The sequence below is a fragment of the Amycolatopsis sp. NPDC058278 genome, from assembly GCF_042881395.1.
GTDB lineage: Bacteria > Actinomycetota > Actinomycetes > Mycobacteriales > Pseudonocardiaceae > Amycolatopsis.
In genome coordinates, this window is the sequence record NZ_JBHVXZ010000126.1 from 15465 (window position 1) to 28164 (window position 12700).

The following is a 12700-nucleotide window of genomic DNA, read 5'->3' on the forward strand; positions in this document are numbered from 1 at the left end:
GCCCCCCGGACCCCCCACGGTGCCTTCGGTGCCACCTGGGAGCTCTGCCGTGGCCTTGCTTCGGTCCGGTGGGTGCCTCGCTTCAGGATGGGTGCGTGCCTGGCCCGGTGGGTGCCGGTGTTCACTCGGCTAGCGCCTCGTTCAGCCAGCATGACAGCGTCTCTGCCAGTGCCTCGGGCTGGTCTTCCGGGGTGTGGTGGCCTGCCTTCTCCGGGCGTTGCACCACTTCCAAGGAAGCGAAATTCGAAGCGCACCACTCGATCATCGATGGTGTCAGCATCGTGTCGTAGCCCGGCTCGAACGTCACCAGGAGCTTGGGCACGCCGGGTGATGATGACAGCCAGCGGTCGAATGCCTTGATGCGGGACACCACCTCGGCCGGCTCGCCGCCCAGGGGCATCGAACGGGTCCATTGCAGGACCGGGCGGTGGTCCTGGGACGCGTACTCCGGCGGCAGGAAGTCCTCGATCATCGACTCGCCCACTCCCGGCGTCTTCAGCGCCCGGAACAGCTCGGCGCCCGCCGGCGGGAACTCCTCCCACGACATCGGCTTCAAGACCGCTTCGGTGAACGCCAGCCCCCGGACCCGCGAGGGGTGGCGGGCAGCCCAGTCCGCCGCCAGTGCGCCGCCCCAGTCGTGGCCGACCAGGACCACGTTGTCCAGCTCGAGGGCGTCGAACCACTCGTCCAAGTAGCGTGCGTGGTCGTCGAAGGTGTAGGCGATGTCCGGGCGAGGGGAATCGCCCATGCCGATCAGGTCCGGCGCCAGCCTGTGGCCCGGCAGGGATGGCATCACGTTGCGCCACAAGTGAGACGACGCCGGGTTGCCGTGCAGGAACACCAACGGCGAACCCGTCCCGAACGAGCGGTATGCCAGGGTCGTCACTTGAACGCCCCCGCGAAGCGCGAAGCCCACTCCGCGAACGGGCGCGGTGGACGGCCCAAGACCAGCGAGACGTCCGGGCTCACCTGCTGTTCCTCCGGCGTCGGCGACCCCAGGATGTCCAACGTCGAGTCCGCGATCTCCGCCGGCATGAAGCCCAGCAGCGCCGCGCGGGCCTCCTCGCGGGTCTGCGGCACGAATCGCACCGGCTCACCCACCGCCGAGGCGATCGCCGCCGCCTGGTCTCGCGGGGACACCGGGGACGGCCCGGTCAGCACGTAGGTCTTGTCCTCGTGCGACGGGGAAAGCAACGCCGCTGCCGCCACCGAAGCGATGTCCTCCGGGTCGATCACCGGCAGGGCAACGTCGCCGAACGGCGCGGCGATCGAACGGGTGGTGCGCACGCTTTCCGCCCACTGGAACGCGTTCGACGCGAACCCCGCCGGTCGCAGCACCGTCCACTTCAGACCCGAGGAGCGCACCGCCTCCTCGAACACCGCCGGGTGACGGCCGGTTCCCACGCCTTGCGAGGACAGCAGCACCACCCGCTCGACGCCGGCCTCGCGCGCCTGTCCCAGCACCGGCTCCAGTGATTCCCGGAAGCCCGGCGGCACCACCAAGAACACCGACGACACACCCGAAAACTCCAGCGAAGCCAAATCTCCTTGCCGCACCACGACTCCCGGAGGTGCCGCCGTGATGCGGCGGGACACCGCCGTCACCTCTTCGCCCGCCTCGGCCAGCATCCGCACCAGCGGTTCTCCGACGTTTCCCGTCGCTCCCACAACCATGATCATGGGAACGACGCTACCTTCCGCGGTATAGTAGGTACCTAGAGGAAAGTATTGGCTGGAGGCGTGAAAGTGACCGAGACCACACCCGAGCTGGCGTGCCCGATCGCGCCGGTGGTCGACATCGTCTTCAGCCGGTGGACGACGCCGATCCTGTGGGCGCTGCACGAGTACGGCCGGCAGCGGTTCGTCGAACTGCAGCGCCGGATCACCACGATCACCCCGAAGGTGCTCACCCAGCGGCTGCGGCAGCTGGAGCGGGACGGCCTCGTCACCAGGACCTACCACGCCGAGGTGCCGCCGCGGGTCGAGTACGAGATCAGCGAACTCGGCCGCAGCCTCGGCCCGCTGTTCGCGTCGCTGTCCGAATGGTCGGGCAACCTCGGCAAGGTGGACGCGGCCCGGCGGAGCTACGACGAACGCAGCTCCGCCAGGTAGCCCGCCGCCTACGGCGAGACGTCCAGGTAGTCGAGGTTCGCCGGGCCGTCGGCCGTCGTCGCGGTCAGGCGGACCGTGTGCGTGCCGGCGGCCAGCTCCAGCGGACGGCCGAGCGTGCTCCACGTCGTCCAGGCGCCGGTCGCCGGGAACGGGACGCCCGCGGCGACCACCGTGCCGTCCACCGCGATGTCCACCGGGCGCGCCGCCGTCGTGCCGTTCGCGTAGCCGAACGTAAGCGCCGACGCCGGTCCCGTCACCTGCCACTCGACGTAGCTGCCGACCGCGTTGGCGCCGTTCGCGAAGCCGGTCCCGGAGAAGCCCGCGTGGTTCGCGTCGATCGTCCCGCCCGCCGAAACGGTTGCGGATTCGGCTTCGTAGCGCGTCGAGCCGCCGGCGCGGGACACGCGGTAGAGCACCGTCGCGTGCGAGGGCACCGATGCGCTGATCGTGCCGGTGGTCGTCCGGGTCGCCTTGCTCCACAGGTCCTTGAGCGCGTACGAAGAGGCGCTTCCGATCCCGGTGGCGGACGCCGTCGTGCCGATCGTCGCCGTCGCGGCCGTTTCGTTGGACAGCGCCACCGCGCGGTCGCCGTTCGCCAGCACCTTGCTGTACACGACGAGGCCCGCGTTCGCGCTCAGCACCGTCGCCTGCTTGCCCAGCGGGTCCTGGTCGAGCGCGATGACGTCGGTGTTCTTCAGGATCGCGAAGTTGTCCTCCGACACCTTGCGCAGATCGCTGCCGATCAGCAGCGGCGCCGCCATCATCGCCCACAGGCTGAAGTGCGTGCGGTACTCCACCGCGGTCATGCCGCCGTTGCCGACCTCCAGCATGTCGGGGTCGTTCCAATGGCCCGGGCCGGCGTACTGCGCGAGGCCGCGGTTGGTCTGCGCCTTGCCGATCATGCTCGACCACTTGTCGGAGATGTCACCGGTGGTGCGCCACAGGTTCCCGACCGGCGCCGCCCAGGTCCACGGCTTGTTCTGCCCCCACTCGCAGATCGAATACGCGATGGGCCGGCCGGACTTCGCGAGGGCGTCCCGCATCGCCTTGTAGCGCTGCTGCGCGTCGGCACCCTGGTTGTTGCAGTTGTCGTACTTCAGGTAGTCGACCCCCCAGGAGGCGAACAGGTTCGCGTCCTGCTGCTCGTGGCCCAGCGCGCCCGGGAAGCCCGCGGTGTTGCAGGTCTTCGTGCCGGCACTGGTGTAGATGCCGAACTTGAGGCCCTTCGCGTGCACGTAGTCGGCGAGTGCCTTGATACCACTGGGAAAACGCGCGGGGTCCGGCACCAGGTTGCCCGCGGAGTTGCGGGACGGCATGGCCCAGCAGTCGTCGATGTTGACGTAGGTGTAACCGGCGTCCTTCAGGCCCTTGCCGACGAAGATGTCCGCGATGCCCTTGATCATCGTTTCGTTGAACTCGGCGCGGCACTGCGTCGAGTTCCAGTTGTTGAAGCCCATCGGTGGCGTGCGCAGCAACCCGTTTTCGAGGGCGAGCGCCTCGGGCTGGGACAGGACGAGACCGCTGGCCGCGAGCGTGAGCACGGCAGCCGTGCCCGCGATTCGCCGGAGAAAGGACATGCGCACTCCCGGGGAGACGTCGAGGTCTGACCCGTTAGTAAAGAGTCCTGTCTAACCGGCAGTCAAGGGATCATGTATCAGATATGAAATTTGGGTTTCCGCTGGCCGGGACGCTACTCCGTCACCTGGCGTGCGGTCGCCATCGCGCGATCGGTCTCCCAGAACGCCCGCACCGAGCGGATCAGCCCGTCGTCGCCGACGCGGTAGACGAACACCCCGTCGGTGTCGACGCGGTAGCCGCCGGCCAGGAACGTCGTGATCGTGCCGACGTTGGCCACCTCGTCGCCGCCCGCGTGGGAGTCGCGGATGGTGAACTCGAAGCGCTCGACGTTGGCGATCGTCTTGTCCCAGAACGCGCTGATGCCGTCGCGGCCGTGGTGGCCCTTGCCCGTCTCGTCGAAGAACGACGGGCCGACCGGGTCCTCGACCACCGCGTCCGGGGCGAACAGGGCCAGCCAGCCCTCCTTGTCGCCCGCCGTCACCGCCGTCATCGACGCGAACGCCGCGCGCCGCGCGGGCGGCTGCTCCGCCGCCGTGTCCCAGCTGACCTGCACGCCCATGCCCGTCACTCCTCGAACTTCGCGATGATCTCGGCGCCGAACTTGCGGATGGACTCGAGCTTCGGCTCGACCGGCGCGTCGAACCCGACGCCGTCGAAGACCCACGGCATGGTGATGACGTCGGTGACGCCCGCTTCGGCCTGCGCGCGGTAGCCGTCCAGGCCGAAGGCGTCGATGCAGACCGCCTGGTACTCGAACGGGGCGTCGGCACGGCCCTGCTCGGCCAGCAGCTCCTTGAGGCGGGCGATGGTGTCGCGCAGCTCGTCGAGCTTCATCATCGCCGAGGACCAGCCGTCGGCGACCCGCGCGGCGCGCTTGAGCGCGACCTCGGTGTGGCCGCCGATGTAGAACGGCACCCGGCTCGCCGGCGCGGGGCTCATCTGGATCTTGTCGAAGTCGTAGAACTCGCCGTGGTATTCGACCATGCCGCCGTCGAGGATCAGCCGCAGCACGTCGATGGCCTCGTCGACGCGCTTGCCGCGCCGCTCGAACGGCACGCCGCAGTACTCGAACTCCTGGGGCAGCCAGCCGACGCCGAGCCCGAGGCCGAACCGGCCGCCGGTGAGCACCGCCGCCGAGCCGACCTGGCGGGCCAGCAGCACCGGGTTGCGGGAGCCGAGCTTGAGCACCGACGTGTAGAAGTGGATCCGGCTGGTCACCGCGCCCATCGACGCGGTCGCGACGAGCGGGTCCACCCAGGGCGTCTCCGCGGTCCAGAACCGGCTGCCGTCGGGGGTGTACGGGTAGTCCGTGTCCACCGTTTCGGCGTAGAAGAGCGAGTCGGGCAGGGCAATGGAGGCGAAGCCGGCCTCTTCGGCGGCCCGGGCGAGCTCGCCCAGCTGATCGAGGGGGTTCATCGCGATCGACAGGGTGAACTTCATGGCTGAACTATAACGTGTTCTAGTTTCTTCGGCCAGCTCCCGCAGTGGGCCCGGTCACGCACCGGGAACCCACCGCGTAGCGTCCGCGTTGTCCGATTCAAAGGTGGCTTCCGGTCACCGAGCCCCGAACTTCTGGGAGTGACCCATGGGCACCGCGATCTTCCTGATCGTGCTCGTCGTCGTGATCGTCGGTGGCGGCGTCTATTTCTCGCGGCAGCGCGCCGCGGCCCGGCAGCGGGAGCTCGACGACGCGAAGGCCGACGCCCGGCGCCTGCTCGAGCGGCTCGGCGGCCAGGTCCTCAACATCAACGGCACGGACACCGCGTCGCAGCAGGCGATGGCCGACGCCGCCGAGCGCTACAACGCGGCCGGCTCGCAGATGGAGCAGGCCCGCACGATCGAACAGGCCCGGCTGGTCAAGGAGACCGCCATCGAGGGCCTCTACTACGTCCGCGCCGCGCGCGTCGCGATGGGCATGGACCCCGGCCCGCAGCTGCCGGAGGAGGCCGAGCGCGAGCGCGCCGGCAAGGTCACCGAGCGCCGCGAAGTCGACGTCGAGGGCCAGCACTACGCGGCCTCCCCCGAGGCCGGCCAGGACACGCCGTACTACTACCCCGGCGGCCGCGTCGCGGGCCGTCCGGTGCCGCAGGGCTGGTACAGCGAGCCGTGGTGGAAGCCCGCGCTCGTCGCCGGCGCCTGGGGTCTCGGGTCGATGTTCCTCTTCAGCGCGATGTTCTCCGGCATGGGCGGCATCGCGAGCGCCTCGGCCTGGGAGTCGGGCTACGACGCGGGCCAGCAGGACGCGCTCGAGTCCGGCGACATGGGCGGCGACGGCGGCGGTGACATGGGCGGAGACGGCGGAGGCGACTTCGGCGGAGACGGTGGCGGCGACTGGGGCGGCGGCGGCTTCGACGGAGGCGGGTTCGACGGCGGAGGCTTCGACGGCGGCGGCTTCGACTTCTGAGGCCCCGCCGGGGTCCCGAACGCAGTGAACGGCTCATTCCTGTCGCCGGACGACAGGAATGAGCCGTTCACGTCAGTTCTGGCAGCGAGGGCACCAGTAGAGGTTGCGGCCCGCCAGTTCGGAGTGCGCCACCGGCGTCCCGCACACCAGGCACGGCTCGCCGGTGCGGCGGTAGACGTAGACCTCGCCGCCGTGGCGGTCCACCCGGGCCGCGCGGCCCATCGCCTCCGGCAGGTGCTCCGGGCGCACGGTGTCGATGCGGCCGACGCGGACGCCGGCGCGCATCAGGGCCACCAGGTCGGCCCACATGTCGTCCCACAGCGCGCGGTCCAGCGCGCGTCCCGGCGTCAGCGGTGCGACGCCGTGGCGGAACAGCACCTCCGCGCGGTAGACGTTGCCGACGCCCGCCAGCACCGCCTGGTCCATCAGCAGCGCCGCGATCGACGTCTTGGACCGCGAAATGCGCGCCCAGGCCAGCTCCGGTTTGGCGTCGCGGCGCAGCGGGTCGGGGCCCAGCCGGGCCTTGATCGCGTCCGCCTGGTCCGGGGAAAGCAGCTCACAGCGGGTGGGCCCGCGCAGGTCCGTCCAATGTGTCCGGCCGGCCAGCCGCAGCCGGACCTGGCCCACCGGCTCGGGCGCGGGCAGCGGCGATTCGCCGAAGGTGCCGTAGAGCCCCAGGTGGATGTGCACGATGCCGTGCGGGCCGTAGTCGTGGAAGAGGTGCTTGCCGTGCGCCTCGGCGCCGACGAACAGCTGACCGTCCAAACGGGACGCTTCGGCGGCGAACCGGCCCTGCGGGCTGCTCACCGCGACCGGCGCGCCGGCGAACCGGCGCTTGTGCAGCCGCGCGAGCCGGTGGAGCGTGTGCCCCTCGGGCATCAGGCCTCCGGCAACGCCGGCGGGGTCCCGGTGCGCTCGTAGTCGAGCAGCTGCTGCACGCGGCGCGCGTGCCGCTCCTCCGGCGAGACCTCCGTCGCCAGGAACGCCTCGACGATCTCGACGGCCTCCTCGGCGGTGTGCATCCGGGCGCCCACGCCGATCAGCTGGGCGTGGTTGTGCTCCCGGCACAGCTTCGCGGTCTCGACGCTCCAGGCCAGCCCGGCGCGGGCGCCGGGGACCTTGTTGGCGGCGATCTGCTCGCCGTTGCCGGAGCCGCCGACGACGATGCCGCGGCTGCCCTCGTCGGCCACCACGCGCAGCGCCGTCTCGACGCAGAACGCCGGGTAGTCGTCCTCCGCGTCGTAGACCTGCGGACCGATGTCGGTGACTTCGTGACCCTGTTTCTCCAGGTGAGCCACCAGGTGGTTCTTCAGCTCGAAACCGGCATGGTCGGATCCCAAGTAGACACGCACGGCCAGGAGTCTGCCACCACGGCCGGGTTCGGGCATGCTCCGGGGGTGGGCATCCGGGAGCAGTCCGGCAGCGACGTGCGGCTCGACTGGGGCGCCGAAGGGGTCGCCGCGCTCGGCCGGGAATGCGCGGTGCTGGTGGTCGTCGACGTGCTCTCCTTCAGCACCACCACGGACTTGGTGGTCGGCCGCGGTGGCCGGGTGCTGCCGGTCCGGTGGCGCGACGAACGCGGCGTCGCCCGGGCGCGGGCGGCCGGGGCGGTCGTCGCGGGCGAAGGCGAATTCACCCTGCGGCCGTCTTCTGTGACGGAAATCCCCCCGGGAACGCTGCTGGCGCTCCCCTCGCCCAACGGCGCGACCCTCTGCGACGCCGCCGCGGCGACGGGCGCGCACGTGCTCGCGGGTTGCCTGCGCAACGCCTCCGCCGTCGCCGCGAAGGCCGCCGGGCTGGGCGGCCCGGTCGGGCTGATCGCGGCGGGGGAACGCTGGGGCGTGAACGTTTTCGGCCACAGCGAAACGTCCGGCCCGCTGCGGCCGTGCGTCGAGGACCAGCTGGGCGCCGGGGCGATCGCCGCCGCACTCGCCGGCCACGGGCTTTCGCTGTCCGCCGAAGCCGCCCTCGCCGCGCGGGCCGTCGACGTCACGGCCCTGGCAAGCTGCGTGTCGGGGCGCGAGCTCATCGAAGCCGGCCACGGCGGCGACGTCGTGCTGGCCGCCCGGATCGATGTGAGCGAGACCGCTCCCGTCCTGACCGAAGGAGTACTGGCATGACCGGCCGCTGGATCGAGGTCGCCGAGGGCGTCCACGCCCGCCGCTACGAGGAGCTGGACCTGACCGTCGGGCTGGTCGTGGGCGCCGAGCGCTGCCTGGTCGTCGACACCCGCGGCGACCTCGAGCAGGGCGCCGAGCTCGCCGCGGCGGTCCGGGAACTCACGCCGCTGCCGTGGGCCGTGGTCTACACGCACGCGCACTTCGACCACGCCTGGGGCACCGAGGCGTTCCTGCCCTGCGAGGTCTGGGCGCACGAGCGCTGCGCGGCCGAGGTGCGCGCGGATCCCGACGCCCGCCGCGCCACCTGGGAAGCCCACTACCGCAAGGAGGGCAAGCCGGAGATCGCCGACGCGATTTCCCGCACCACCATCGCGGTGCCGGACCACACGTTCACCGGCCGCGTCGAGCTGGACCTCGGCGGCCGCACGGCGGTCCTGCTGCACCCCGGGCGCGCGCACACCGACCACGACGTGGTGGTCCATGTCCCGGACGCCGCGGTCGTCTTCGGCGGCGACGTCGTCGAGCACGCCGAAGCGGGGTTCAGCGAGTTCTCGTTCAGCTCCGAAACCGACCTCACCGCCTGGCCGGCCGCGTTCGACGTGATCCTCGCGCTGGAACCCCGCGTCGTCGTCCCCGGCCACGGCGACCCGGTCGACGCGGAGTTCCTCCGCTACCACCGCGACGGCCTGCACGAGCTGATCACCCTCAAGGCGGGCGTGGGCCGCGGCGAGACGACCGAGGTGGCCGCCGTGGCCGCGTCCCGCTACCCCAGTGACGTCACCCTGGCCGCCCTCGCGACGCCCTGAAGCCGCTCAGTCGAAGTTCAGTTCGCCCGAGCGGGTGCGCTTGAGCTCGAAGAAGTCCGGGTAGCTCGAAAGCGCCACCGCGCCGTCGAACACCTTCAGGGCGTCTTCGCCGCGCGGGATCGAGGTCAGGACCGGGCCGAAGAACGCGACGCCGTCGATGTGGATCGTCGGGGTGCCGACGTCCATGCCGACCGGGTCCATGCCCTCGTGGTGGCTCTTCTTCAGCGCCTCGTCGTACTCGGTCGAGTGTGCGGCGTCGGCCAGCTCGGCCGGTGCGCCGATCGCGGCCAGAGCCTCCGCGATGACCGCGTCGTAGTCCTTGTTCCCCTGGTTGTGGTAGCGCGTGCCGAACTCGGTGTAGTACTCGCGCAGCACCTCTTCGCCCTTGAGCTGCGACAGCGCGACGGCCACGCGCACCGGGCCCCAGCCCTTCGCCAGCAGCTCCTTGTACTGCTCGGGCAGCTCGTCCCGGCCCTCGTTGAGCACCGACAGGCTCATGATCCGGAAGTGCAGGTCCAGGTTGCGGTGCTTCTCCACCTCCAGGATCCAGCGGGAGGTGATCCACGCGAACGGGCAGATCGGGTCGAAGTAGAAATCGACCTTCGTGGGCTGCTCGGCAGCGGTCATCGGGGTACTCCTGAGTCACGTCTCCATGTGGGCGGACCCCCACACGAGGAGGCCAACACCGGGAAACGCGGGGTTGTTCCCTTATCGCCCGCCACCCCGTCCCCATGATTGGATGCGGGGAGTTGAAAACCGATACCAACGACCAGAGGTGCCTGTGCCCGCCCCCAACCTGACCCGCGACCAAGCCAAGCTGCGCGCGGATCTGCTCGACGTCACCGGTTACGACATCGAGCTCGATCTGACCGACGGCCACGGCGGACCCGGGGAGAAGACCTTCGCGTCGACGACGACCGTCCGGTTCTCCAGCGCCCGGGCCGGCGAATCGACGTGGGTCGACATCGTCGCCGACCGCGTGCACTCGGCCACCCTGAACGGCGCGGACGTCGACGTCAGCGCGTATGTCGAGGACAAGGGCATCGCGCTGGCCGGGCTGGCCGCGTCCAACGAGCTCACGGTGACCGCCGACTGCCGGTACATGAACACCGGCGAAGGCCTGCACCGGTTCGTCGACCCGGTCGACGACGGCGTCTACCTGTACACGCAGTTCGAGACGGCGGACGCCAAGCGCATGTTCGCCTGCTTCGACCAGCCCGACCTGAAGTCGGTCTACCGGCTCACGGTGATCGCGCCGAAGGACTGGAAGGTCGTCTCCAACGCCATCGTGGAGTCCGCCGAGGAGACGCCGGAAGGCGCCGTCCGCACGGTGTTCAAGGAGTCCGAGCGGATCTCCACCTACCTCGTCGCGCTGGTCGCCGGCCCGTACGCCGAATGGCGCGACGAGTACACCGACGACCACAAGACCATCCCGCTCGGCATCTACTGCCGCGCGTCGCTGGCCGAGCACATGGACGCCGACCGGCTGTTCACCGAGACCAAGCAGGGCTTCGGCTTCTACCACGAGAAGTTCGGCACGCCGTACCCGTTCTCCAAGTACGACCAGCTGTTCGTGCCGGAGTTCAACGCGGGCGCGATGGAGAACGCCGGCGCGGTGACCTTCCTGGAGGACTACGTCTTCCGCAGCCGCGTCACCCGCTACGCCTACGAGCGGCGCGCCGAGACGCTGCTGCACGAGATGGCGCACATGTGGTTCGGCGACCTGGTCACCATGCGCTGGTGGGACGACCTGTGGCTGAACGAGTCGTTCGCGACCTTCGCGAGCGTGCTGGCCCAGGCCGAGGCGACCGAGTACAAGAACGCGTGGACCAGCTTCGCGAACATCGAGAAGTCGTGGGCCTACCGGCAGGACCAGCTGCCCTCGACGCACCCGATCGCGGCCGACATCGTCGACCTGCACGCGGTCGAGGTCAACTTCGACGGCATCACCTACGCCAAGGGCGCGAGCGTGCTCAAGCAGCTCGTCGCCTACGTCGGGCTCGAGCACTTCCTCGACGGCCTGAAGGTCTACTTCGGCAAGCACGCCTGGGGCAACGCCACGCTGGCCGACCTGCTGGGCGCGCTGGAGGAGGCGTCCGGCCGCGACCTGTCGTGGTGGAGCGCGCAGTGGCTGGAGACCACCGGGCTGAACTCGCTGAGCCCGCGCTACGAGGTCGGCGCGGACGGCAGGTTCACGTCGTTCGCCGTCGTGCAGTCGGGCGCGAAGCCGGGCGCCGGTGAGCTGCGCACGCACCGCGTCGCGGTCGGTGTCTACGACGAGGACTCGTCCGGGAAGATCGTCCGGACCCAGCGGGTCGAGCTGGACGTCGACGGCGAGCGCACCGAGGTGCCGGACCTGGTCGGCTTGCCCGCGGGCAAGCTGGTCTTGGTCAACGACGACGACCTGACGTACTGCACGATGCGCCTCGACCCGGCGTCCCTGACGACGCTGATCGACCGCGTCGCCGACATCACCGAGCCGCTCCCGCGCACGCTGTGCTGGTCGGCGGCGTGGGAGATGACCCGCGAAGCCGAGCTGAAGGCCCGCGACTTCGTGACGCTGGTGCAGCGCGGCATCCACACGGAGACCGAGGTCGGCGTGGTCCAGCGGCTGCTGCTGCAGGCCCAGACGGCGCTGAACTCGTACGCGGAGCAGAAGTGGGCGGCCGAGACGGGCTGGCCGGCCTTCACCGCGCGGCTGCTGGAGCTGGTCCGCGGCGCCGAGCCGGGTTCGGACCACCAGCTGGCGTTCGTCAACTCGCTGGCCGGGTCGGTGCTGGATGCTTCTGCTTTGTCGGCGTTGTCCGGTTGGCTCGACGGTTCGGCCCCCTTGCCGGGCCTGACGGTGGACACGGACCTGCGCTGGCGGCTGCTGCACGCGCTGGTCGCGCACGGCAAGGCGGCCGCACCGGAGATCGACGCGGAGCTGGCCCGCGACAACACGGCAACGGGCCGCCGCCAGGCGGAGCGCGCCCGAGCGCTGCGCCCGACAACGGAGGCCAAGGCCGACGCGTGGCAGCGAGCGGTGTACGACGACGAGCTGCCGAACGCGGTCAGCGACTCGCTGATCTCGGGCTTCTCCCACCCGGGCCAGAAGGCCCTGCTGGGCTCGTACGTGCCTCGCTACTTCGAGGTGATCGACGAGGTGTGGCAGCGGCGGTCGAGCGAGCGGGCCCAGCCGATCGCAATCGGGCTGTACCCGTCCTGGGCGGTCGCCGCGGAGACGGTGACGGCCTCGGACGAGTGGCTGGAGGGCGACCACCCGCAGGCCCTCAGGCGCCTGGTCTCGGAGGGCCGCGCGGGCATCGTCCGCGCCTTGGCCGCGCGGGACTTCGACGCACAGGCCTGAGTTCGCGTACGAAGGCGGGTCGTGCCCCCGGCACGGCCTGCCTTCGCGAGCGGATGCGCCTTCGGCCGCGGCCGCGCCCGACACGGCTCGTCGGGCCCAGCTTGCCTTGGCCCAGCTCACCCCGGCGCAAGCCGCTCGGCCCCACCGCGCCCGACACGGCTCACCCCGGCGCAAGCCGCCTTGGCCCAGCTTGCCTTGGCCCAGCCCACCCCGGCACAAGCCGCTCTCCGGCCACACCCCCCTGCCGACCCGATACGCAGCCGCCTCAGCGGCCGCCAGGCCGTGTCAAGGCACGCTTTCCCCCCTTGACACGGCCTGGCGGCCGTTGAAC

Annotated in this window: 13 protein-coding genes; 5 read left to right on the forward strand and 8 right to left on the reverse strand. The window is 70.7% G+C overall.

What is annotated here, in order from left to right; translation table 11 throughout:
* Nucleotides 1–121 precede the first annotated feature (121 nt).
* Nucleotides 122–886: an alpha/beta fold hydrolase gene (locus ACFVYA_RS40770; protein WP_387052780.1), complete on the reverse strand. Its 765-nt coding sequence runs from the start codon at nt 884–886 to the stop codon at nt 122–124.
* Complete coding sequence (locus ACFVYA_RS40775) at nt 883–1680, reverse strand: NAD(P)H-binding protein (protein ID WP_387052782.1); 798 nt, start codon at nt 1678–1680, stop codon at nt 883–885. Before ACFVYA_RS40775 ends, ACFVYA_RS40770 begins: the two co-directional genes overlap by 4 nt.
* A gap of 66 nt (nt 1681–1746) precedes the next feature.
* On the opposite strand from ACFVYA_RS40775, the gene ACFVYA_RS40780 reads away from it, so the two are divergent.
* Nucleotides 1747–2112 carry a helix-turn-helix domain-containing protein gene (locus ACFVYA_RS40780; protein WP_285985245.1) on the forward strand — a complete coding sequence of 122 codons (366 nt, stop codon included), beginning with the start codon at nt 1747–1749 and terminating at the stop codon, nt 2110–2112.
* A gap of 8 nt (nt 2113–2120) precedes the next feature.
* Here the strand turns inward: ACFVYA_RS40780 and ACFVYA_RS40785 are convergent, their stop codons facing one another.
* The 3 genes from ACFVYA_RS40785 to ACFVYA_RS40795 form a co-directional block, all read right to left on the reverse strand.
* Nucleotides 2121–3689, reverse strand: a complete 1569-nt coding sequence (locus ACFVYA_RS40785; RefSeq protein WP_387052784.1) for a carbohydrate-binding protein — start codon at nt 3687–3689, stop codon at nt 2121–2123.
* Between the two features lie 113 nt (nt 3690–3802).
* The gene (locus ACFVYA_RS40790) at nt 3803–4249 is read right to left on the reverse strand and encodes a nuclear transport factor 2 family protein (protein ID WP_387052786.1); all 447 of its coding nucleotides are present in this window, start codon (nt 4247–4249) and stop codon (nt 3803–3805) included.
* Nucleotides 4250–4254: 5 nt separating this feature from the next.
* Nucleotides 4255–5130, reverse strand: coding sequence for a TIGR03619 family F420-dependent LLM class oxidoreductase (locus ACFVYA_RS40795; protein WP_285985248.1), 876 nt, complete (start codon nt 5128–5130; stop codon nt 4255–4257).
* A gap of 145 nt (nt 5131–5275) precedes the next feature.
* Here ACFVYA_RS40795 and ACFVYA_RS40800 point away from each other — a divergent pair, with 145 nt between their 5' ends.
* On the forward strand, nt 5276–6094 hold the full coding sequence (locus ACFVYA_RS40800) for a hypothetical protein (protein WP_387052788.1): 819 nt from the start codon (nt 5276–5278) through the stop codon (nt 6092–6094).
* Nucleotides 6095–6166: 72 nt separating this feature from the next.
* Here ACFVYA_RS40800 and ACFVYA_RS40805 read toward each other — a convergent pair whose 3' ends face one another.
* Nucleotides 6167–6973 (reverse strand): Fpg/Nei family DNA glycosylase, encoded by an 807-nt coding sequence (locus tag ACFVYA_RS40805; protein WP_387052790.1) that lies wholly within the window; start codon nt 6971–6973, stop codon nt 6167–6169.
* Nucleotides 6973–7446, reverse strand: a complete 474-nt coding sequence (locus ACFVYA_RS40810; protein WP_387052792.1) for a ribose-5-phosphate isomerase — start codon at nt 7444–7446, stop codon at nt 6973–6975. The genes ACFVYA_RS40805 and ACFVYA_RS40810 overlap by 1 nt, the downstream gene beginning before the upstream one ends.
* Before the next feature lie 45 nt (nt 7447–7491).
* On the opposite strand from ACFVYA_RS40810, the gene ACFVYA_RS40815 reads away from it, so the two are divergent.
* Together ACFVYA_RS40815 and ACFVYA_RS40820 are read left to right on the forward strand one after the other, a co-directional pair.
* A complete protein-coding gene (locus tag ACFVYA_RS40815; RefSeq protein WP_387052794.1) occupies nt 7492–8214 on the forward strand; it encodes a 2-phosphosulfolactate phosphatase in 723 nt (240 codons plus the stop codon).
* The gene (locus ACFVYA_RS40820) at nt 8211–9020 is read left to right on the forward strand and encodes an MBL fold metallo-hydrolase (RefSeq protein WP_387052796.1); all 810 of its coding nucleotides are present in this window, start codon (nt 8211–8213) and stop codon (nt 9018–9020) included. The genes ACFVYA_RS40815 and ACFVYA_RS40820 overlap by 4 nt, the downstream gene beginning before the upstream one ends.
* 6 nt (nt 9021–9026) lie before the next feature.
* Here ACFVYA_RS40820 and ACFVYA_RS40825 read toward each other — a convergent pair whose 3' ends face one another.
* Nucleotides 9027–9647 (reverse strand): DsbA family protein, encoded by a 621-nt coding sequence (locus tag ACFVYA_RS40825; protein ID WP_285985252.1) that lies wholly within the window; start codon nt 9645–9647, stop codon nt 9027–9029.
* Between the two features lie 154 nt (nt 9648–9801).
* On the opposite strand from ACFVYA_RS40825, the gene pepN reads away from it, so the two are divergent.
* Nucleotides 9802–12369 carry an aminopeptidase N gene (gene pepN, locus ACFVYA_RS40830; protein WP_387052798.1) on the forward strand — a complete coding sequence of 856 codons (2568 nt, stop codon included), beginning with the start codon at nt 9802–9804 and terminating at the stop codon, nt 12367–12369.
* Nucleotides 12370–12700 lie beyond the last annotated feature (331 nt).